The following is a 22,072-nucleotide window of genomic DNA, read 5'->3' on the forward strand; positions in this document are numbered from 1 at the left end:
CCCCTGTAGGAGCGTAGGAAGGTGCGCACCGGCTGCTTCCTTGGGCCGGGGGAGAGGAACGAGGACGGACGCCGTCCCTCACTCTAACGCCCTATCTCAAACGGAATAAGAGGTCGGGTTAGTCCTCGTGCGCGACCTTCACGGTCACGCCGTTGAACGTCACGGTGTCGCCGGGGTGCAGCTGCTTGCCGCGTGCTTCTTCAATGTCGCCGTTGACCTTTACCAGGCCGTGCTGAATGACCTCGCGTGCCTGCGCGCCGTCCTCTACGAGGTTGGCGAGCTTGAGGAACTGACCGAGGCGGATCATGTCGTCGCGAATAAAAATTTCTTCCATGCTCTCTAGTTTATCCCGCCGGGTGCATCCTGGCGTCCGGTAAAAATGGGGGAGTGGTGGGTCGGGTAGGCATACCCAGGGGTGGGGTGGTGATGGTACCCTAGTGTCTTGCATCAAAAAGTGTGCATATTGCGCCGATGAGCGCGAATACGGGCGCCCCGTTCTGGGTCGCGTCCCTTATGAACCCGAACTCACGCACGTCACAGCCGGTGGCGGGGCAGAAGGAGTAACTATGGCTGAAAAGTCCACCCTCGATAACGTTATTGCGCTCGCGAAGCGCCGCGGCTTTGTTTTCCAGGCCGGTGAAATTTACGGCGGTTCCCGCTCCGCATGGGACTACGGCCCCCTCGGTGCAGAGCTGAAGGAAAACATCCGTCAGCAGTGGTGGCAGCGTTTCGTCCGCTCCCGTGCGGACATGGTTGGCCTGGACTCCTCTGTTATTCTGCCTCGTGCGGTGTGGGAGGCATCCGGTCACGTGGCGACCTTCACCGACCCGCTGGTTGAGTGCCTGTCCTGCCACAAGCGTCTGCGTCAGGATCACCTGCTGGAGAACTTTGAGGCGAAGAAGGGCCGCCCGGCTGAGGGCATGGATGAAATTGCTTGCCCGAACTGTGGTACTCGTGGCGAGTGGACTGAGCCGCAGAACTTCTCCGGTCTGATGAAGACCTACCTGGGTCCGGTTGATAATGAGGAGGGTCTGCACTTCCTGCGCCCCGAGACCGCTCAGGGTATTTTCGTGAACTTCAACAATGTGGTCACTGCTTCTCGTAAGCGCCCGCCGTTCGGTATTGGCCAGATTGGTAAGTCGTTCCGTAACGAGATCACTCCCGGTAACTTCATTTTCCGTACTCGTGAGTTCGAGCAGATGGAAATCGAGTACTTCGTGCACCCGGATGACGCTGATAAGTACTTCAACGAGTGGGTTGAGGACTGCTGGAACTGGTTCGTTGACCTGGGCATTAACCCGGATAACATGCGCCGCTTCGACGTTCCTCAGGAGGAGCGTGCACACTACTCGGCTGGCACTATTGACGTTGAGTACCGCTTCGGTTTCCAGGGTTCCGAGTGGGGTGAGCTGATGGGTGTTGCGAACCGTACCGACTACGACCTGGGCGTGCACAATGAGCACTCCAACGCGAAGCTTGAGTACTTCGACCAGGCTACCGGCGAGCGTTACGTGCCGTACGTGATTGAGCCGTCCTTCGGTCTGACCCGCTCCATGATGGCGTTCCTTGTTGACGCATACGTCGAGGATGAGGCACCGAACACTAAGGGTGGCGTGGATAAGCGCGTCGTGCTGAAGCTCGACCCGCGCCTGGCACCGGTGAAGGCCGCTGTTCTGCCGCTGTCGAAGAAGGCTGAACTGTCTGAGCCTGCAACCAAGCTGGCGAATGAGCTGCGTGGTCTGTGGAACGTGGACTACGACGAGGCGGGCGCTATTGGCCGCCGTTACCGCCGCCAGGACGAGATTGGTACCCCGTTCTGCATCACCGTGGACTTTGACACTCTCGAGGATCAGGCTGTGACCATCCGCGAGCGCGACACCATGAACCAGGAGCGTGTGGCTCTGGATCAGGTGAAGTCTTACCTGGCTGCACGCCTGGCAGGATAAAAATAATTTATAACATGGTCGGCGGGTAGCCTCTTAGAGCGAAAGAGGCTACCCGCCGTCGTGTATTTGGGCTACCCTGGTTAGACTGATTGGCACGTTTGACGCGAGCGAAGGAAAGGTGCACGGATATGGCTGAACGCCTCAGCGAAAAATTTGAGATTCGTCCTTGGCAGGAGGGTGATGACCTTGCCCTGCTTGAGATTTGGAACTCTGCCCGCAATGAGGTTGAGGAGCGCCAGCGTGGCCTTTTCGGCCCGGATACGGATGCGCCGTTCAGCCGTACTCTGGTGGTGACTGTTTCTGGTGTGCCGGTGGCTGCGGGTACTGTGGTGGCTTCGATGCTGCATCCGACGCGTCTATGGTCCTATGTGGAGGTCGCGGCTGACCACCGCCGTCAGGGTATTGGTACTGCCCTGCTGGATGCGTTGCGTGAGATTGCGGCGGCGCACGGCCAGACCACCGCTCTGCGCGTGAAGCTGTCGCCGTTTAGTGACGGTGAGGAGTTCGCGCAGGCGGCTGGTATGAAGCTGATTCAGCGTTCCCGTATGGTGCGTGTGGAGCCGGGCGCGATTCCCCCGGTGTCTCTGCGTGAGGATGCTGACGGTAACGAGACTCAGGCGATTGAGGACTTGGCGACCGGTTCGGTGGAGCTGACCGCCGCGCTGTGGAATTTCTACCGCCGCGCCCACGAGTGGGATGTTCCCGCCGAGGTGGGTCTGGGTACCGTGAACCGCTACTTCCTCTCGGATGAGGTGCGTGCTTTTGGTGCGGTGGTGCTTCGTGACCATATTCGTGAGGCTGCCGCTGAGGGTAAGAAGGGCCCGATTGTGGCGTTTGCGGTGAGCTACCACCCCTTTGAGACTGACCCGGAGGCGGCGCTGGTGGATGAGAAGACCGCCACGGAACTGTTGCTGGGCTACGACTTCGATAATGAGGGCGCCGTGGAGGCGATTATGCAGGTGTTGTCCCTGCTGAGCGCTAAGTACCCGGTGCTGGTTGAGGTTGATGATGCCATGGAGGCGCTGGTTCAGGTGACTGACGTGCTGTTGCGCGCCGGTACCGCCTCGGTGGAGGGCGACCCGACCTATATTTACGTGACCGAGTAGGTTACTAGGTAGATTCTCGGTACCGAGCCTGCTGGCTGACTCTTGCTGAAGGGGCGGGGGAGTGGAATGCTCCTCCTCCCCTCTCGCGTACCTGCGCCTCCTCACGGTTGCTGAGCCTGCGCCGTGCCACTGCACTGCGCTTCTGTACCCCGTCAGCTGAGTCCGGTTCTCGATTTGCCCCCGTATGCCACAATATAGGGGTGAATTCTGAAGCACCCCGTCTTACCCTTCCGCCCCTGAAACTGGGCAATCTGACCGTTGATACTCCCGTGGTTCTCGCCCCGATGGCTGGCGTGACCAATAAGGCTTTCCGCCGCCTCTGCAGTGAATATGGCGGCGGCCTGTACGTTACCGAAATGGTGACTGCGCGCGCCCTGGTGGAGCGTAAGCCCGAGTCCATGCGCATTATTGAGCATGACCCGGACGAGAAGATCCGATCCATCCAGATTTACGGTGTGGACGCGGTCAACGTCGGTAAGGCTGTGCGCATGGTCGTTGAAGAGGACCGTGCCGACCACATTGACTTGAACTTTGGCTGCCCGGCTCCTAAGGTGACTCGCCGCGGTGGCGGTGCCGCCCTGCCCTGGAAGACTGACCTGTTCACTGCGATTGTGCAGACCGCGGTGAAGGAGGCATCCCGCAACGATATTCCGCTGACTATTAAGATGCGTAAGGGCATCGACGATGACCACATCACGTTCCTCGAATCCGCCAAGATTGCGCGCGATGCCGGTGTCGCGGCGATTGCTCTGCACGGTCGTACTGCAGCTCAGCATTATTCGGGTAAGGCTGACTGGGATTCGATTGCGCAGCTGCGCGAGCTGATTCCGGATGTGCCGATCCTGGGTAATGGCGATATTTTCTCCGCTGAGGATGCGGTGCGCATGGTTGAGCAGACCGGCGTGGACGGCGTCGTGATTGGTCGCGGTTGCCAGGGTCGCCCGTGGCTGTTTGGCGACCTGCAGAATGCGTTTGAGGGTTCGTCGGAGCGTATCCGCCCGACCCTGACTGAGGTGTCGGACATGATTTACCGCCACGCAGAACTGCTGGTGGAAACCTTCGGCGATGAGACCCGAGGCCTGCGCGAAATCCGCAAGCACGTGGCGTGGTACTTCAAGGGCTACCCGGTTGGCGGTGAGCTGCGCGCGAAGATGGCTCAGGTGCCCGACCTGGCGACGTTCCGTGAGCTGATTGCTCAGCTGGACCACTCGATTGGTTACCCGGGTGCCGCCGTTGAGGGTTCGCGCGGTCGCGCCGGTAGCCCCAAGCAGCCGCACCTGCCCGATGGCTGGCTGGATTCGCGCATCCTGGGGGACGCTGAGCGTCTGGGCCTGGCGGAGGCTGAGCTGGATATTTCCGGCGGCTAAACACCTGTGTGCCGCGGCGTGCTGTTTGCGCGTCGCGGCGCATCCTTTTTCGGGCCTGTTCGCGCCGCTCTTTGGCGCCCCTGCAACGCTCACAAGCGCTACCTGTTGACCCTCACCGTAGAATTGAGTTTATGGCTGGATTAATCCGCAAAGAAGACATTGATGAAGTCCGCGCCCGTACCGATATCCGCGAAATCATTGAAGGCTATGTGAGCCTCAAAAGCGCCGGTATAGGCACCTTCAAGGGGCTGTGCCCGTTCCACGACGAGCGCACGCCCTCCTTCAATGTGCGCCCGCAGGTCGGTTCGTACCACTGCTTTGGCTGCGGTGAATCCGGTGACGTGTACTCCTTCGTCATGGCGATGGAACACACCAGCTTCGTTGAGACGGTGGAGCGTCTAGCCGCCCGTATTGGTTACACTCTGCACTATGAGGGCGGTAAGCCCGGCGACCGCTACGAGGCGGGTATGCGCCGCCGCCTGCTCGACGCGCACAAGATTGCCGCCGAGTTCTTTGAACGTAACCTCTACAGCGCTGATGCTCAGGAGGCGCAGCGCTTCCTCGGCGCCCGCGGTTTCGATCCCGCCGCAACCCGCAAGTTCGGTGTCGGCTACGCCCCGCGCGGCTGGGACCACCTGCTCAAGCACCTTCGCTCCCAGGGTTTCACTGATGAGGAGCTGAAGGCGACCGGCATGTTCTCGGAGGGCAACCGCGGCCTGTACGACCGCTTCCGCGGCCGCATCATCTGGCCAATCCGCACCATCGCCGGTGAAACCATCGGTTTCGGTGCCCGCCGTCTCTTCGACGACGATCAGGGCCCCAAATACCTGAACACCCCCGAGACGCAGCTGTACAAGAAATCCCAGGTGCTTTACGGCATTGACCTGGCAAAACGCGATATGACCAAGACCAAGCAGGTCGTCATCGTGGAAGGCTACACGGACGTCATGGCGGCACACCTCGCCGGCATCACCACCGCCGTTGCCACCTGCGGCACCGCGTTCGGTCCCGGCCACATCAAGATGGTGCGCCGCATGATTACCGATGACGGTTCCGGCGGCGAAATCATCTTCACCTTCGACGGTGACGCCGCAGGCCAGAAAGCCGCCATGGCTGCATTCCAGGAGGACCAGCGCTTCGTCGCGCAGACCTTCGTGGCGGTTGCCGAGAACGGCATGGACCCCTGCGACCTGCGCCTGCACAAGGGTGACGCCGCGGTGCGCTCGCTGATTGCTTCGCGCCGCCCGCTGTTCGAGTTCGCGATTGATTCGACCCTCGCCAAGTACGATTTGGCGACCCTTGAGGGCCGTGTGCTGGCGATGCGCGCTATCGCCCCGATTATTGCCGGCATTAAGGACCGCGACCTGCGCCCCGCCTACATGCGTAAGGTATCCGGTCAGCTTGGTCTGGAGCTCGACGAGATTCAGCGTGCCGTGGCGTACGCGCAGAATCACCCGAAGCTTTCTCGCTCCCAGCAGGCGGAGGCTACCGCCGCCGCGCCGCGTTACGAGCGTCTGAACGAGGGGCCGCAGGGAGTGTCGGGCACGCCGGGCTATGCGGGCGCTCAGGGTTACGTGGGCGCGCCGGGTTACGCGGGTGCTCAGGGCGCAGTTCATGCTGACGCGCCCTACGACCCCGCCTACGACGCACCGCCACCAGAAGACCACGCCGCACCCAGTGCCTACGCCGGTCAGAACGCTGCCGCGCACCCGCCGAGCAGCATTCAGCCCGCCGCACCCCAGCCGGAGGTGACCGCCCCCGCCGTCGAGGAATTCCTCACCCCCGACCCGCGCGACCCGGTTGCCCGCCTCGAAAAGGCGGCGCTCGAGATTGCCCTGCAGCACCCCGAGCTCATCAGTGTGGAACAGTGGCGTAACCTCGCCACCGTGCAGTTCCGCTACCGCACCCACCGTGAGGTGGCCGCCGGCATTATTCACGCGGCAACCGTCATGGCGCCCACCCCCGGCATCGAATGGATTAACTGCGTGCGCTCCGGCGCTGTGGAGGGCGTACATCCCGCCATCGCGGAGCTCGCCGTCTCACCGCTACCGGTCAGCAGTGCCGAGCGTCTGCCCGGTTTTGTGACTGGCGCACTCAATGCCCTGTTTGAACAGCAGATTGCCCGCCAAAAATCCGACCTGATGATGCGCCTAGAGCAGCTCAGCGCAAACCCCGACGACGAAGAGTTCGAAGCGGTACAGCGTCAGCTCCTCGAGCTGGAAATGCGCCGCCGCCAGCTCAGCGCACAGCGCGGCTAAGTACGGTTCCTTGTGAACGCCCCGGCTACCTGCCGAATGTCCTGTGTTCTGCAGGTTGCCGGGGAATACCGCGGGGTAGAAGCCTCCCTCACCACCCAAACCAACCACACACCCCAAAAGTGATGCACTTCATAGCATTTCAAGTTGCGGAGCCCAAACAGCCCCGGTATAGTTATTACTCGTTGCAAGGGAAACCAGCAACGAAAACAAAATAATCCCCCGTAGCTCAATTGGCAGAGCATTCGACTGTTAATCGAAGGGTTACTGGTTCGAGTCCAGTCGGGGGAGCGCATAAAGCAAGAATCCTCAGGGCTCCGCCCTGGGGATTCTTGCTATATACGTTCCTCTGACTCGAACCAGTAACCCCTCGGGCTTGCGCCCTCGGCGAGGCAAAGATTTTTGTTTCCTCGCGCGCTCGGAAAATCTTCGCCTCGCTAGTTCGAGTCCAGTCGGAACGTTCTCCCCAAGTCGTGAACCAGCAACCCCTCGGGCTTACGCCCTCGGCGGGATAACGGTTTTTACTTCCTCGCGCGCTCGGAAAAACCGTCACCCCGCTGTATCGAGTCCAGTCGGAACGTTCTCTCCAAGTCGTGAATGAGTAACTCCTCGGGCTTACGCCCCCGGCGAGGCAAAGATACTTCACCCTGCAAAAATGTGAAGTCTAACGCACAGAGAAGTTCCTCGCCCACATCAACCACACGCCCACTCGGCGCGTAACGGGGGAGCGGCGCATCGGCATCCTCTTACGCCTACTCCAGAGCAAATCCACAGGCGCAACCAAACCCAGAAACCTACGCCTGCAGCTCAACACAACCTCCAGAAAGTCGAAAATACCTGAAGAGATAGTGCAAACCCCCGCCCAAACGGTCACGCGGAGGTATCATAAGGGGCTAAACTATAGGAGGTGGAGTGCGAAAAAGAAGCCTCCAAAAACACGTCACGGAGAGGTGGTCATGACCACTACTACTAATCCCAAGGCACCTAAGCGTTTCTTTGCTGGCATTAGCGGGATTAAGTCCGGCGTCGCGAACATCATCGACGCTGGCAAAACCTTCAAGACCCTCGGACCCAGCCAGGTCAAGGACGAAATCCAGATTGCAAAGCACGAGCTGAAGACCAAGGGCATCGCCGTTGGTAAGGGCGCAGCCTTCTTCGGCGTCGCAGCAGTCTTCGGTCTGTTCCTGATCATTGCGCTGGTCGCCGCAGCAATCCTCGGCCTCGGCACCGTCATGCCCTACTGGGCATCCGCGCTGGTCTTCGCCCTCATCTTCCTCATCGTCCTGGCAATCTGCGCCCTGGTCGGTCTGAAGAAGGTTAAGGCTCAGCTGCCGTTCAAGCCCGAATCCGCAATCTTCGGTCTGCTCTTCGACCTCGGCGTACTCAAGGAAGGTACCGCTATGTCCGCTGAGCGCCTGAAGAAGGAACAGGCAGAGCGCGCTGAGCAGAAGGCTAAGGAAGCTGAAGAGGCAGCAGAACGCGCACGTCAGGAAGCTGAAGAGCGCAAGGCACGCGGTGAGGAAGAGCCCAAGCCGCCGACCTTCGAAGAGCTCAAGCAGCGCACCGCAGAGCGTCGCCAGCATCTGGCAGCCCTGCGCGACGACCTGCAGTCCTACACCGGCGACGTTCAGAACAACACCCAGCAGGCTCTGGACGCTCTCAAGGCAGTGCCCTCCGAGGTTGCCGCAGGTGCAGCAGCTACCGGCCGCGGCCTGGCAGAGAACGTGCGCAAGCCCGAGGTTCTGCAGGCACGCTGGAAGTCCTTCGCAGCACTGGGCGCATCCATTGCAACCGTCCTGCACTTCCTGAACCGCCTGGTTCGCCGCTAAACACTGTTCGCCGCTCAACCGGCACCGGTTAACGCCAAGCGTCTAAACGCCCCGATACTCGTATCGGGGCGTTTGTGCGTCTACGGGCAGGGCGCAGGCTCCAGCCTCAACGTGAGGTTTAGAGGCAACTCCCAGCCAAAGGCCCCGGCCACAAGTCGGAGAAGGACGCAGCTCACAGGTAGAATAGACAAGTGCTGTACGTACTGGACCCACCCGGTTCACGCGGCAGGCAGAGGTAGAAGCGGCGCACCGTCGCACCCGAACCCCCAAAGTCACCGACACACTACACCCCGATGAGGAGCCCCGTCATGGAACAGGCAAAGACGATTCTGATTGGCGCAGAAACCTACCCGCCGGACATCAACGGTGCGGCACAATTCGGTCACCGCCTCGCCACCTCCATGCTCAAGCGCGGCCACTCCGTACACGTAGTCGCAGCCAGCCCCATCCCCGGCCCCAGCTACCGCACCGAAGTAGAAGGCGGCATCGTGGAGCACCGCCTGCGCTCGCACCTGCCCCCGACCCATGAGACGAACCGCATCTGCCTGCCTTGGGAGATTTGGTCCGAGGTCGGCGCGATTCTCGACGAGGTGCGCCCGGACGTGGTGCACGTGCAGTGCCACTACATTATTGGCCGCGCCCTGATTTTCCAGGCGAAGCGCCGAGGTATTCGTGTTATCGCCACCAACCACTTCATGCCCGCGAACCTTGATCCGTTCCTGCCCTTCCCCTCTCCCGTGAAGCGCGTGATTGAGAAGGCAACCTGGAAGGATATGCGTTTCTGCTTCTCCAAGACCGCGGTCGTTACCACCCCCACCCAGATTGGTGCGGATGCGATGCGCGACCTGGGTCATTTTGATCGCCCCGTCATGCCGGTTTCTAACGGTATTGAGATCAGCGACTACGAGCTGGCTGAGGGTGCTGACGCCGGCAAGGTTCCCGGTGAGCTGCGTATCGCCTTCGTGGGCCGCCTGGCTGAAGAGAAGAACGTGGACGTGCTCATCGAGGCGCTCTCCCTGCTGCCGGATACTCTCGAGCACGTGGTGCTGGATATCGCCGGTGGCGGCGAGCTGCGTGAAGCTCTCGAACAGAAGGCGCACGATTGCGGCGTGTCCGACCGCGTGATTTTCCGCGGCTTCGTTCCGGAGGAGCATCTGCCCGAGGTGTACCAGATGGCTGATGTGTTCTGCCAGCCCGGTACCGCCGAACTGCAGTCCCTGGTTTCCCTGGAGGCGATGAGCGCCTCCACCCCCGTGGTGCTCGCGAACGCGCTGGCTCTGCCGCACCTGGTGGAGGACGGTGTGAACGGCTACCTCTTCGAACCCAATAACGCTCAGGATTTGGCGAAGAAGCTGGAGGCTGTGCTCTCCCTGCCCGCTGCTGAGCGTGAGCAGATGGGTCGTGAGTCCCGCCGCATCGTGGGCTTCCACAGCGCTGAGAACACCTGGCGCACCTTCGAGGAACTGTACGTGAGCGACGCTCCGTACCAGCGTTACCTGGATTCGCGCCGCTAAGCTTCTCTAGCCCCTGGGCGGCGGATTGAGCGTTTTTCGTTCTCAGTCACCGTTCAGGTACTCTAGAGGATGGTGCTGGCGTCCATTGCGCGCCGTCACTGCACCGGATGGGGAGTTAGCTCAGCCGGTTAGAGCAGGGGACTCATAATCCCTTGGTCGCGGGTTCGAGCCCCGCACTCCCTACGGCCCCGCCCGTCGACTTCACCCACTTGTCGGCGGGCGGGGCTTTTTCGCGCCCTCTTTTCGTGCTCTTTTGTCATGCTCTCGGAGGCGCGTATTTTCGTGCATGGAATGCATCAACGGTGATGAAAATGAGTAAATGACGAACGAAGACGCACCATAGCGTTCAATACGGTAGGGTTGAAGAGTCTTGTCACGAAAGACAGTGTGATGCCGCCGGTAGATGCCGATTCAGCCGGTAGGTGTTGCTTCCACACACCATACGAGAGGATCTCAATGTCGGAGAACACTCCCAACAACCCGTCGCAGGGTGCCGCCGGGGGCTACGGCTACGATGCTGGCGCGCGTCCCGCACAGGATGCTTCGCTGCCTGCTCAGCCGCAGCAGCCCGTGCAGTCGAGCCAGCAGGGTAATGCTGCTCAGCCTGCCGCACCGGCAGCACCTCAGCAGCCCGTCCAGCCTCAGCAGGCACCCCAGCCCACTCCTGCGAGCGCTCATGCACAGCCGAATGCTGAGGCTCAGGCAGCCCCCGCACAGCCCGGTCAGCCTGCCGCCGCACCCCAGCCCGGTACTGCTCAGCCTGGGGCCGCGCAGCCCGGTCAGCCCGGCCAGGCAACCTATGCGCCGAGCGCACCGCATCCGGCGGTGAAGGCACTGGGCGCTACCTGGAACGCGTTCCTGGACGTTTTCTCCAGCAACCCGGCGACCGCGCACGCCCGCATCTCTGCCGCCGGTGCGTGGGGTTGGATTGTTCCCACGACTCTGCAGGCGCTGGTGGGTGCCTTCTTCTTCAGCCAGCTGATTATCCTGGCTGCCGTTATCGCGATGTCCATGGTGGGCTACATGTTCGGCGGTCGAGGCGGTGCCGCTTACGGTGGTGCCTACGCCGCACAGGCCGTGCCGACCGGACGCATGATTCTGGCGTACGTGCTGATGGCTCTTGCAATCTTCGGTGTGCAGGTTCTGCGCGGTGTGCAGCTGCAGCTGACCGCGCGTATCGGTAAGGCGCCGACCTCCTTCACCGCGAGTATGCACGCCGTGTCGGTGTCTTCCCTGGCGCTGATTCCTTCGTTCCTGGTGCTGAACCTGCTCGTGTTCTTCCTGACCCTCACCCGTAGCGGTGGTGGTGCGTTCTTCCTGACCATGCTCATAGTCCTGGTGCTTGCTTTCGCCGTGTTCTCGGGTGAGGCTCTCACCTATCTGGGTCTGAACCGTCTGGGCCGCTTCGCGAAGTCCCCGATTATCATGCACGCGGCGCTGAGCACCGCATGGGTTCTGGCGTCCATGGTCGTCTATTACGTGGCGATTCGCCTGATGGGAGCCTAGTATGCACGCGATGACTCACGCCCCGAGCGCGCCGACTCGTCAGCGCTGGATGTTCCTGGCGGTTCTGTTGACCATTGCCGCCCTGATTCTGAGCGCCTGCAGCGCAAAGATTGAGACCCAGCTGGGCCTTGAGAGCGCTGAGAAGGGTACCCGCACCATTCTGGTTTCCTTCAACATGAAGGATAACCAGGACAAGGTTAAGGGTGGAACCCAGGCACTGGATGCGTCCGTACGTAAGCACCTGCCCGAGGGCCTGGAATACGAAGGTATTCAGTCTGAGGGTGACAAGGCTCGTGCGACTTTCAAGGTATCCTTCTCCTCCGTGGACGAGTACCACTCCAAGGTGACCTCTCTGCTGAAGGCTTCGGGCTCCGACATCAAGCCGCAGATTAGCATCGTCAACTCTGACCAGGGTCTGGTGCAGGGTATTCAGGTGAAGGAAAACTTCAGCTCGGGCGATCTGCTGGGCTGGCTTCCTGAAGCTCTGGTAGTGGACGGTGTTGTGTCTGCTTCCAATAAGAACAGCGTTCTCAGCAGTAGTGATGAAACCACTGTGAAGTTTGGCGAGAAGGAAGTGAAGAACTCCGGTGGGTCTAAGATTTCCGCGAAGGATGTTCAGGACCGCGGTTTCCGTAACGTCATCCTTGACGTGAAGGAGAAGGACGGCGGTTATGACGTCGCCATCTCCTTCGTTGCGAAGGAAATCATGAACACCGAGACCGCCGCTGCGGTCGACGCCTACCTGAACCAGGTCAAGCCTGAGGGCTCCGAGCTGAAGAAGGGTCTGGAATCCTCGCAGGCGAAGGCATACGCTCCTTCCGCATCGACCGCCAGCGCGAAGGAAGAAGTGGGCCGTACCCTGACCTTTAGCGCTTCTTCGATTGAGGATTTGGGAAATGGTCTCAAGAAGCTGTTTGGTGCAGGTAGTACCGATCTCTCCGCTAGCCGTGAGGTAGTGGCGAAGGATAATAACTTCACCGTTCAGAAGAAGATTTCGGGTCTGCTGGACTGCGCGCTGCTGTGCTCCCCGAGCGGTGATGGCCTGACCCTGACCATCGTGGACAGCAACGATAAGTCCTACATGGTTGACCCCGAGGGTCGCGCTAGCTCCTCCCGTTCGGGCGGTAGCAGTACTCTCATCGCGGTTGACCGTGTTTCTTCACGTCAGATTGAGATGAAGAGCATGAAGGTCGCTACCTCCCTGGGTCTGGACGGTTCCATGGAAGCGCGTTTCCTCTACGCATTCCCGACCGAGGATGTTGCGGGTGCTGAGCAGAAGCTCAAGGACGTTTTCGCAGGCGGCAGCAATGACGAGACTGAGGTCCGTCAGGACGGCGACTCCACCATTGTGAGCGTGAAGGTTCGCGGTAAGGATCAGAACGAGTTCAACCAGCGTCTGAACGAATACCTGCCCGATTCGAAGGTGACCGTTACCCGCCCCGGTGGCTACCACCCCTTCGGCTCCGACTACACGGTGACCCCTGAAATCAAGCTCTCTTCGAAGCTGGGTAACTACTACTCGGCTCCCTTCGAGTTCACTTTCAAGGCTCCGACCTTCTCCTCGCTGGATCAGCAGAAGGTTGATGCTGCGAACAGCCTCGCGAAGAACTCTCAGCACGTGCAGCTCACCGTCAACGGTGGCGAGCTGAGCGTCAAGACTGACCGCGGTGTCAGCACCACCTCCGGTCTGACTGTTCCGGTGTCCGGTCTGAGCATGACTGACGTGATTGTGGATGCAATCATCGTGGGTCTGTTGCTGCTCATCCTGGTTCTGCTCTTCGTCTTCCGCAAGAAGATCGCGGCGGCTCGTGCGAAGGGCCGTGAACGTCGTGCCGCTTCGGCTGCGGCACTGGGTGCTGCGGCGGGTGTTGCGACCGGTTACGGTGCAACCCAGGCTGACGTACAGAATGGCTACCCGGCACAGGGCGGATACGCGGCACAGAACGGCTACCCGGTACAGAACGGTTATGCTGCTCAGCCCGGTTACCCGGCACAGAACACCGCCTACACCGCCGGTGATGATTCGCCGACTCAGGTGTTCACCCCGCAGCACGGCCTGAACTATGGTGAGAATGAACCGACCAAGGCAATGCCCGCGTACGATGCACAGGCCGCGCAGACCGTACAGCCTGCACAGCCGGTTCAGCCTACTCAGCCCGGTCAGCAGGTTCAGCCCGGTCAGACTGCTCAGCAGCCTGTACAGCCGAACCAGTTCGGTGCTGATGACGGTGACGTCCTCCAGTAAGTAGCTGCCTCTAGCACCTACGCTAGTGAGCACAACCTAGACTGGCTCCTGTGGCCCGTTGCCTCCTTTTGGGGAGGTGACGGGCCACAGCCGTACCCAATGACTGCCAGCGCGAGTACTCGCCACCTAATATCCGCCCGGCACGGGTAGCAGAATGCTTGGTTCCTTCGAGCCCAGCAGGCTCATGGGGTTGATGTACTCGGCGTCCTTGCCGCTGCCGTCCCCACGGGTGCCTCCCTGTCGTACGCCCCAGTACAGGCAGGGGGTGGAGCATCGCCGGTAGGGGCGCTCGCTGTTGCCGCCCGCCGCGCCTGCGACGGTGCCGATGACCTCACCGGCTGTAACGGTGGTGCCGACCGGGAGCGTTTCATCCATGGGTTCGAAGGTGCTGCGCCGCCCATCTGGATGCGCAAGGACCAGTACTTTTCGGTTGACGACCGTGCCGCTGAAAACCACTTTGCCGGGTGCCGGTGCGTAGACGCGCCGGTCGTTCTCGGGTACGGCGAGGTCTACGCCGCGGTGCCCGGCGCTCCAGCGTTGGGTGGGCTTCTCAAAGGGGCGGATTACCTGCGGTCTGGATTCGGCGGTGGGGGAGCGGTAGCGTAGTTGGCTCGCGGCGAGCTCAACGGTGCCGGGAACTTGTGCGCTGTTGGGAACGTGCGCACTTGAGGTGGCACCCTCTGCGAAACCTGCCCCGTCTGTAGAACTGATCCAGCTCGAATAACCCTGACTACCCGCGTAGCCCTGCCCACCCGCACTCGCAAGTGCACCCAGTAGGCAGCACACCACCAGGATTGTGTGCCGTAGCGTTCCCTCTAATGTCTTCATGTTCTGCTTCATCTTCTGAGCACATCACGAATCGCCCCGCCCCGCAGCGCCTCACGAAAAATTGTGGATAACCCCGCTGTTTGCGCCTTAAAATCCTTTATCCACAGTGCCCCTGCACACACCTGCACCGCCCGCGCAGGTTTTAACCCCAACCCGGCGGATTAATCGCGGAATATACGGTACAATGTCGTATTGCAGTGTGCCTGCGCGGGTATTCTCCCTCTTCGAGGGGGCCGTACAGTACCACTGACGACGCGCGGCGTGAGCGGCATCCTCAAACGGGGAGCCGATAAGGGACCTTCGGTCCACCCATACGGGGTGGTTAGGGCCTGAGCTGAACGGGTAACCGTGAACGCTAACCGCCGCCAGGAAAAACTGATAACTACTATGCGCGCGTTGGGCTAGCCCGAATGGGAGGTCCGCGCGGCACAAAAAAGGAGACGACATGCCCGTCGTAACTATGCGTGAAATGCTGGACTCCGGCGTTCACTTCGGTCACCAGACCCGCCGTTGGAACCCCAAGATGAAGCGTTTCATCCTGACCGAGCGCAACGGCATCTACATCATCGACCTGCAGCAGTCCCTCGCCTTCATCGACAAGGCATACGAGGCTGTTAAGTCGACCGTCGCACACGGTGGCAACATCCTGTTCGTGGGTACCAAGAAGCAGGCTCAGGAAGTTATCGCTGAGCAGGCAACCCGCGTGAACATGCCCTACGTGAACCACCGCTGGCTCGGTGGTATGCTGACCAACTTCAGCACCATCTCCAAGAGCATTGAGCGCATGAAGGAACTCGAGCAGATTGACTTCGACGATGTAGCAGGTTCTCGCTACACCAAGAAGGAACTGCTCCTCATGCGTCGCGAGTTCGAGAAGCTCGAGAAGACCCTCGGCGGTATCCGCAACCTGTCCAAGGTTCCCTCCCTCCTGTGGGTTGTTGACACCAAGAAGGAGCACCTGGCAGTTAACGAGGCTCAGAAGCTGGGCATCCCCGTTGTTGCTATCCTCGACACCAACTGCGACCCCGACGAGGTTGCTTTCCCGATCCCCGGTAACGACGACGCTATCCGCTCCGTCAACCTGCTCACCCGCGTGATTGCTGACGCAGTGGCAGCCGGCCTGATCGAGCGCAACGCTAAGAAGAACGGCAAGGCTGAAGCAGCTGAGGAGCCCATGGCAGCTTGGGAGCGCGAGCTCCTGGAGCAGCACGAGGCTGCACAGGCTGAAGAGGCAGCTAAGTAAGCTTTCTTAGCCCACTAAGCTTTATGCTTTGTGGCCCCCGCCTGCGGGGACCACGTTCGGACGGCGCCCGCCCTGACCTGGGCGCGGCGCCGTCCGCCATTTGTACCACCGGGATGTCATCCCGATTTATTACAGCAACACAAGGAGTTCACAATGGCGAACTACACCGCAGCAGACATCAAGGCACTGCGCGAGAAGACCGGCGCAGGTATGCTCGACGTCAAGAAGGCTCTGGACGAGGCTAACGGCGACCAGCAGAAGGCTGCCGAGATCATCCGCGTTAAGGGTCTGAAGGGCATCACCAAGCGCGAGGGTCGCGCAACCGCTGAGGGTCTGGTGGCTGCACGCGTTGAGAACGGCGTTGGCTACATGATCGAGGTCAACTCCGAGACCGACTTCGTGGCAAAGTCCGACCCCTTCATCGCTTTCGGCCAGAACGTGCTCGAGGCTGCTATTGCTGCTGACGCTTCCACCCTGGAAGAGCTGCAGGCTGCATCCTACGAGGGCAAGACCGTTGAGGAGCTGACCACCGACGCTGGTGCACTGCTCGGCGAGAAGATCGTTGTCCGCCGCGTTGCACGCGTTGAGGGCGAGAACGTTGCAGTTTACCTGCACAAGACCTCCAAGGACCTGCCGGCACAGGTTGGCGTTCTGCTGGCTGTCTCCGGTGAGAACACCGACGAGATCGCACACGACGTTGCAGTGCACATTGCTGCAATGAGCCCCAAGTACCTGGATTCTGAGTCCATCCCCGCAGACCAGATCGAGACCGAGAAGCGCGTTGCTCGCGAGACCGCAATCGCTGAGGGCAAGCCCGAGAAGATTCTGGACAAGATTGTTGAGGGTCGCCTGAAGGGCTTCTTCAAGGAGAACACCCTGCTCGATCAGGACTTCGCGAAGGACTCCAAGAAGTCTGTCGCACAGGTTCTGTCCGAGGCTGGCGCAACCGCTACCGCATTCGCACGTTTCCGCGTGGGCGCATAAGGACTCGCTGCAGTTCTGCCCTCCCGTATTGCGGGTTCCCGGTAAGGGAAGTCGTATGAGGTTGGGATTATAGCCTGAAGCCGGGTAGTCACCACTGGTGGCTACCCGGCTTTGCTGTATCCTTGATAAGGACTAGGCGGCAGGAAGTCCGCCCCGATCACCTATAACAACCCCTAGGTAAGCCACTGGAGGAACCATGCCCGAAGCTATTTCGCACCCGATTCACCATGACGAGACCGGCCGTCGCCGCGTTTTGCTCAAGCTTTCCGGTGAGGTTTTTGGTGGCGGTGAAGTTGGTATTTCGACCGAGGTCGTGCGCAGCATCGCCAAGCAGATTGCCGCAACCGTCGGCCAGGTTGAAACCTCCATCGTGATTGGTGGCGGCAACTTCTTCCGCGGTGCTGAACTCTCTCAGGCGGGTATGGACCGCTCCCGTGCAGACTACATGGGTATGCTCGGCACCGTGATGAACTCCCTGGCTCTGCAGGACTTCCTGGAGCAGGAGGGTATTGACACCCGCGTTCAGTCGGCTATCACCATGCCGCAGGTTGCTGAGACTTACATTCCTCGCCGCGCGATCCGCCACATGCAGAAGGACCGCGTCGTGATCTTCGGTGCTGGTGCGGGTCTGCCCTACTTCTCCACCGACACTGTGGCTGCTCAGCGCGCCCTGGAAATCCACGCAGATGAGGTTCTGGTGGCTAAGAACGGCGTGGACGGCATCTACACTGCTGACCCGAACAAGGACCCCAACGCTGAGCGCCTGTACAACCTCACCTACGATGAGGCAATGCAGCGCAACATCCGCGTGCTGGATCAGACCGCGTTCTCCCTGTGCCGCGACAACAACGTGACCATGCGCGTGTTCGGCATGCAGGGTGACGGCAACGTGACCCGCGCAATTCTGGGCGAGAAGATGGGTACCCTCGTTACTCGCTAACGCCTAAATTTTTAGGTTGGGGCGTACGGAACGCGCCCTCACATTGTGACCGTGCTCGATAGCGCGGACTTATTCTGGACGGTACCGCGCGGGTAGGCGCTAAAACTCGCTTATGCCCGCCGGTACCGTCTAGACTTATATCAAATACGACGTTCTGCCTCTTTCCCGTCGACTTCGCATTATCCTTACGGTTTTCGCCTCGGATGCGCCGCGGACCGGTGGGGAATCATGAGGGCTGAGCGTGCGCCCACCGACAATTCTGGCACCCCAGAATTCCGACAAAGGAGATCCTTTCGTGATCGAAGAAATCCTTGCCGAAGCCGGCGAGAAGATGGAAAAGACCATCGAAGCAACCAAGACTGAGTTCGCTAAGGTTCGTACCGGTCGTGTGAACCCCGCAATCTTCAGCGGCCTGACCGCAGAGTACTACGGTGCGCCGACCCCGCTGCAGCAGCTGGTGTCCTTCAACGTTGAGGACGCACGTACCGTCAAGATCGTTCCCTTCGACGTGACCGCACTGGCAGCTATCGAGAAGGCTCTGCGTGACTCCGACCTGGGTGTTAACCCCAGCAACGACGGTGCAGCTATCCGCGTTGTCATGCCCGAAATGACCGCTGAGCGCCGTAAGGAATACACCAAGCTCGTCAACCACAAGGCTGAAGAGGCTCGTATCTCCATCCGTAACGTTCGCCGCCACGCTAAGACCGCTATCGACAAGCTGGTCAAGGACAGCGAAATCGGTGAAGACGAAGGCGCACGTGCTGAGAAGGAACTGGACGCACAGACCAAGAAGCACATCGACCAGGTCGACGCACTGTACAAGCACAAGGAAGCTGAACTGCTCGAGGTCTAAACCCTAATGAGTGCACGCAAAGAAGCGAAAGAAGAGAGAAGCGCGCCGCCTGCTCCACAGCCGAGCCCGCAGACCGCTGCAACGCCGGTGAAGTCGCGCAGCGCCAAAGCTGGCCGTAACCTGCCCGCCGCCATTAGTGTGGGTGTTGGTTTCGGCGTGCTATTGGTGCTGGGCCTGATTTACCAGCCGGTTTTTGTTGCGATCGCTACCGGCGCGGCAGCGTTGGGCGCCTGGGAAATTGGGCACGTGCTCAACACCCGCCGCGGCTACGGCATCCCGGAATACCTACTGGGTGCCCTGTCTGGCGCAATTGTGGTGGTGTCCTACCTGTTCGGTTTTACCGGGCTGGGCATCGCCCTGGCGGTGAGCCTGCTGGCGCTGTTGCTTTCTTCTGCTCTCGTGCGTGCTGACCGTCAGGTCTCACTGGGTAAGTCTTTGAGCGGTAGCGCCCTGGCTCTGCTGTGGGTGCCGCTGATGCTGGGTATTGCCATGGTCTACTTCCAGACGGACCACGGCGAGCGCGGTATCCTCATGATTCTGCTGATGGCCATCTGCAATGACACGTTCGGCTTCATTGCCGGCGTGAATTGGGGTAAGCACCCGATGGCGCCGAAGATTTCCCCGAAGAAAAGCTGGGAGGGGCTGGCTGGTTCCTTCGTCGGCTCGGCGGTTGTTGGCGCTATCGCCTTGGCAGCCATGGGTTCGCCCTGGTATTGGGCTATTCCGCTGGCGGCGGTCATGGTGGTCGCGTCGACTGCCGGTGACCTGGTCGAGTCCGTGTTCAAACGCCGTATGGGTGTGAAGGACATGTCGAATATTCTGCCCGGTCACGGCGGCATGATGGATCGCCTGGACTCGATCCTTTTCGCTGCGGCGGCTGGCTGCCTGATTTTCCGGTTTATTATGCCGCTCTAAAGCTTCAAGCTTTATCGCTTATGGAGGCGGGGCGTTTCTTCCCACGAATGGGGGAGGGGCGCCCCGCCTTTGCTGTGCCCGCTTTCGCTGTACCCGGTGAATAGAGGCGTAAAAGGCTATATCTAAGACGCCGCCCGCCCACCTTGCACCAGGTAGCCTGCGCATTGGTATTCTTAAAGTTCAATCGTCGAGAGGAGCCCACCTTGGCAAGCACCACCCACGGAGGCGGATTTGCCCGTGCAGCAGAAACCGAACCCGGCTACAAGCGCAGTGAAGTAGACCGCCTGTTCACCCGCCTCGCCGAGGACTACGAGAAGCTCAGCGGAGCCGCCGAACTGCCCGAAGACCTCTACACCTCCCGACGAATCCGCCAGGTCGTCTTCCGCGAAGAACCCGGCGGCTACCAGCTGGATGTGGTCGACCGCGCCCTCGAAAAGATTGAGGAACGCTTCGCCAAGCTCGAACGCAGCCGCTACATTGAGGCGTACGGCCTGGACAACTGGGAACGCTCCCTCGTAGAGACCGGCGAGCTACTCGCAGGCCGCCTGGAACGCCCCGCCGGTGAGCGTTTCCGCCGCCCCAGCAAGCGCCGCCACATGGGCTACTTCGTCGGCGACGTGGACGCCATCTGCGACCGCGTGTACGCCCAGCTCAACAGCGAGGAGCCGCTGGACCCGTCCGTGGTGCGCCACGCAAAGTTTCGCCCCGCCTCGGGCACCGTCAGCTACGAGGAATCCCAGGTGGACGCTTTCCTGGACCGCTGCATTGAGCTGTTGCAGGACCTGCTCTAAAACGTGAAGTGTTGAATCCCCCGCCCCGTATGACAGGGCGGGGGATTCTTCTGCGCTGGGGTCTTCTGTGCTGGGCCTTCTAAGATGAGAGGCGGCGCCAGTACCCGAACGTACCCGCGAGCTCATGAGACACTAGAACCATGAAGTTTGGATCCTCAGCACGCGTCGGCGGCAGCCGCGACCGCCTCACCGACGCCCTCACAGAACTCACCCGCGCACCGCAGCGCGTCACCCTCCTCGGCTCAACCGGCTCCATCGGCACCCAAGCCATGGAAGTCATCGACCACCTCGCCGCACTCAAAGGCACCAGCGCCTCCGCCGCCGACGCACCGCTGAAAGTCGTCGCACTCTCCGCAGGCTCCCGATCCCTCGAACTGCTTGCACGCCAGGCAGTGCACGTGCGCGCCGAACTGGTCGCCACCAGCGGCACCGCCGACGATGCGCAGCGCCTCCGCGAACTCATCGAGGCGGCAGCCTCCGAAGCAGGCGCCACCGGCTACACCCCGCAGATCGCCCACGGTGCCGAAGCATCCGTACAGGCCGCAGCACACCCGGCAGACACCGTCCTGAACGGCATCACCGGCTCCATCGGCCTGGAACCGACCCTCACCGCCCTCAACAGCGGCTACCGCGTGGCACTCGCCAACAAGGAATCCCTCATCGCAGGCGGCCCGCTCGTACGCGCCGCCGTCGATGCATCCCCCCTGAACACCCCCATGGTGCCCGTCGACTCCGAACACTCCGCCCTCGCGCAGGCGCTCGCCTCCGGAACCGACGCAGAAATCGACCGACTCATCCTCACCGCATCGGGCGGCCCGTTCCGCGGCTACAAGCGCGAACAGCTACACGACGTGACCCCCGCGCAGGCGCTCGCACACCCCACCTGGGACATGGGCCTGGTCGTCACCACCAATTCGGCAACCATGGTCAACAAGGCACTCGAAGTGCTTGAAGCACACCACCTGTTCGGCGTGGACCTGGACCGTATTGACGTGGCGGTTCACCCGCAGTCCATCGTGCACTCCATGGTGCAGTTCGTGGACGGCTCAACCATTGCGCAGGCGTCCCCGCCGAGCATGGTTCTGCCCATCGCGCTGGGTCTGACCTGGCCGCACCGAATCCCCGGTGCTGTGCCTGCTTGTGACTGGTCGAAGGCTGCATCCTGGACTTTTGAGCCGCTGGACGAGGAAGCATTCCCCGCCGTGCGCATGATCAAGGACGCCGGTGAGGTCGGCGGCACCCATCCGGCAGTGTTCAACGCCGCCAATGAGGAAGCCGTGGCAGCATTCCATGCGGGCGCGATTCGCTTTACCGATATTGTCGATTCGGTGGCGCGAGTGCTGGAGGAGCACACCGGCAGCGCTGAGGCTGTCTCTGACGCTGATTTGACGCTGGATGCGGTGCTGAACGCGGAGCGTTGGGCTCGCGTTCGTGCGAATGAGCTGCTGGGTATGACCGGACGCTAAATCGCTTTTGAGGGCGGTACTTGCCCCCGGATTGGGACTTGGAGGGGTGGTGTTTGTTCTCGCTTCGCTAGTTGGGACGGCACGCCGCATGTTTCCTCCGCGCCTACGCAGGGGCACCCGTCACCCGGACGCTCCGCCCCTCCTCGCTCCGCATCGGAGAGCGTCCGGGTGACACCCTGAGGGCGCTTCCGGAAAACACGGCGCGCCACCTCTGGTAGCCTAGCGTGCGTGGAGGGGCGGTGTCGTCCGAACGTGACATCAGGGTGCCCGAAGCGAAGCGAGGG

17 protein-coding genes and 2 tRNA genes are annotated in these 22,072 nt (G+C 61.0%); 17 read left to right on the forward strand and 2 right to left on the reverse strand.

Going from position 1 to position 22,072, the window contains the following annotated elements:
* Window positions 1-118 precede the first annotated feature (118 nt).
* Window positions 119-334, reverse strand: coding sequence for an RNA-binding S4 domain-containing protein (locus HMPREF2749_RS08680; RefSeq protein WP_005508828.1), 216 nt, complete (start codon window positions 332-334; stop codon window positions 119-121).
* 232 nt (window positions 335-566) lie between these two features.
* Here HMPREF2749_RS08680 and HMPREF2749_RS08685 point away from each other — a divergent pair, with 232 nt between their 5' ends.
* From HMPREF2749_RS08685 to HMPREF2749_RS08730, 10 genes are all read left to right on the forward strand, one after another.
* Window positions 567-1,946, forward strand: coding sequence for a glycine--tRNA ligase (locus tag HMPREF2749_RS08685; protein WP_044150674.1), 1,380 nt, complete (start codon window positions 567-569; stop codon window positions 1,944-1,946).
* A 128-nt stretch (window positions 1,947-2,074) separates the two neighbouring features.
* A complete protein-coding gene (locus HMPREF2749_RS08690) occupies window positions 2,075-3,052 on the forward strand; it encodes a GNAT family N-acetyltransferase (protein ID WP_070594102.1) in 978 nt (325 codons plus the stop codon).
* Between the two features lie 200 nt (window positions 3,053-3,252).
* Complete coding sequence (dusB, locus tag HMPREF2749_RS08695) at window positions 3,253-4,419, forward strand: tRNA dihydrouridine synthase DusB (protein WP_049355088.1); 1,167 nt, start codon at window positions 3,253-3,255, stop codon at window positions 4,417-4,419.
* 131 nt (window positions 4,420-4,550) lie between these two features.
* Window positions 4,551-6,677 carry a DNA primase gene (gene dnaG / locus HMPREF2749_RS08700; RefSeq protein WP_070594104.1) on the forward strand — a complete coding sequence of 709 codons (2,127 nt, stop codon included), beginning with the start codon at window positions 4,551-4,553 and terminating at the stop codon, window positions 6,675-6,677.
* Between the two features lie 215 nt (window positions 6,678-6,892).
* Window positions 6,893-6,965: transfer RNA gene (locus HMPREF2749_RS08705), tRNA-Asn, on the forward strand.
* A gap of 665 nt (window positions 6,966-7,630) precedes the next feature.
* Window positions 7,631-8,503: a phage holin family protein gene (locus HMPREF2749_RS08710; RefSeq protein WP_005508823.1), complete on the forward strand. Its 873-nt coding sequence runs from the start codon at window positions 7,631-7,633 to the stop codon at window positions 8,501-8,503.
* 308 nt (window positions 8,504-8,811) lie between these two features.
* Entirely contained in the window at window positions 8,812-10,017 is a 1,206-nt protein-coding gene (locus HMPREF2749_RS08715) for a glycosyltransferase (RefSeq protein ID WP_070594106.1), read from the forward strand.
* Window positions 10,018-10,126: 109 nt separating this feature from the next.
* A tRNA-Ile gene (locus HMPREF2749_RS08720) sits at window positions 10,127-10,200 on the forward strand.
* Between the two features lie 273 nt (window positions 10,201-10,473).
* Window positions 10,474-11,523 (forward strand): hypothetical protein, encoded by a 1,050-nt coding sequence (locus tag HMPREF2749_RS08725; RefSeq protein WP_049341677.1) that lies wholly within the window; start codon window positions 10,474-10,476, stop codon window positions 11,521-11,523.
* 1 nt (window position 11,524) lies between these two features.
* A complete protein-coding gene (locus HMPREF2749_RS08730) occupies window positions 11,525-13,768 on the forward strand; it encodes a flagellar motor protein (RefSeq protein ID WP_049350192.1) in 2,244 nt (747 codons plus the stop codon).
* A gap of 126 nt (window positions 13,769-13,894) precedes the next feature.
* Here HMPREF2749_RS08730 and HMPREF2749_RS09440 read toward each other — a convergent pair whose 3' ends face one another.
* The gene (locus tag HMPREF2749_RS09440) at window positions 13,895-14,596 is read right to left on the reverse strand and encodes a M23 family metallopeptidase (protein ID WP_246822912.1); all 702 of its coding nucleotides are present in this window, start codon (window positions 14,594-14,596) and stop codon (window positions 13,895-13,897) included.
* Between the two features lie 445 nt (window positions 14,597-15,041).
* Between HMPREF2749_RS09440 and rpsB the strand changes: the two genes are divergently transcribed.
* From rpsB to dxr, 7 genes are all read left to right on the forward strand, one after another.
* Window positions 15,042-15,839: a 30S ribosomal protein S2 gene (gene rpsB / locus HMPREF2749_RS08740; protein WP_005508818.1), complete on the forward strand. Its 798-nt coding sequence runs from the start codon at window positions 15,042-15,044 to the stop codon at window positions 15,837-15,839.
* 153 nt (window positions 15,840-15,992) lie between these two features.
* Window positions 15,993-16,823: a translation elongation factor Ts gene (gene tsf / locus HMPREF2749_RS08745; protein ID WP_005507065.1), complete on the forward strand. Its 831-nt coding sequence runs from the start codon at window positions 15,993-15,995 to the stop codon at window positions 16,821-16,823.
* Window positions 16,824-17,019: 196 nt separating this feature from the next.
* Entirely contained in the window at window positions 17,020-17,763 is a 744-nt protein-coding gene (gene pyrH / locus HMPREF2749_RS08750; protein ID WP_012903948.1) for a UMP kinase, read from the forward strand.
* Window positions 17,764-18,058: 295 nt separating this feature from the next.
* Entirely contained in the window at window positions 18,059-18,616 is a 558-nt protein-coding gene (gene frr, locus HMPREF2749_RS08755; protein WP_044150664.1) for a ribosome recycling factor, read from the forward strand.
* An 87-nt stretch (window positions 18,617-18,703) separates the two neighbouring features.
* Window positions 18,704-19,531 (forward strand): phosphatidate cytidylyltransferase, encoded by an 828-nt coding sequence (locus HMPREF2749_RS08760; RefSeq protein ID WP_246822911.1) that lies wholly within the window; start codon window positions 18,704-18,706, stop codon window positions 19,529-19,531.
* Between the two features lie 203 nt (window positions 19,532-19,734).
* Window positions 19,735-20,322 carry a cell division protein DivIVA gene (locus HMPREF2749_RS08765; protein ID WP_012903944.1) on the forward strand — a complete coding sequence of 196 codons (588 nt, stop codon included), beginning with the start codon at window positions 19,735-19,737 and terminating at the stop codon, window positions 20,320-20,322.
* A gap of 140 nt (window positions 20,323-20,462) precedes the next feature.
* Complete coding sequence (gene dxr / locus HMPREF2749_RS08770; protein ID WP_070594109.1) at window positions 20,463-21,788, forward strand: 1-deoxy-D-xylulose-5-phosphate reductoisomerase; 1,326 nt, start codon at window positions 20,463-20,465, stop codon at window positions 21,786-21,788.
* Window positions 21,789-22,072 lie beyond the last annotated feature (284 nt).

Origin of the sequence: Rothia sp. HMSC075F09 (assembly GCF_001810515.1) — a bacterium.
Classification (GTDB): Bacteria; Actinomycetota; Actinomycetes; order Actinomycetales; family Micrococcaceae; genus Rothia.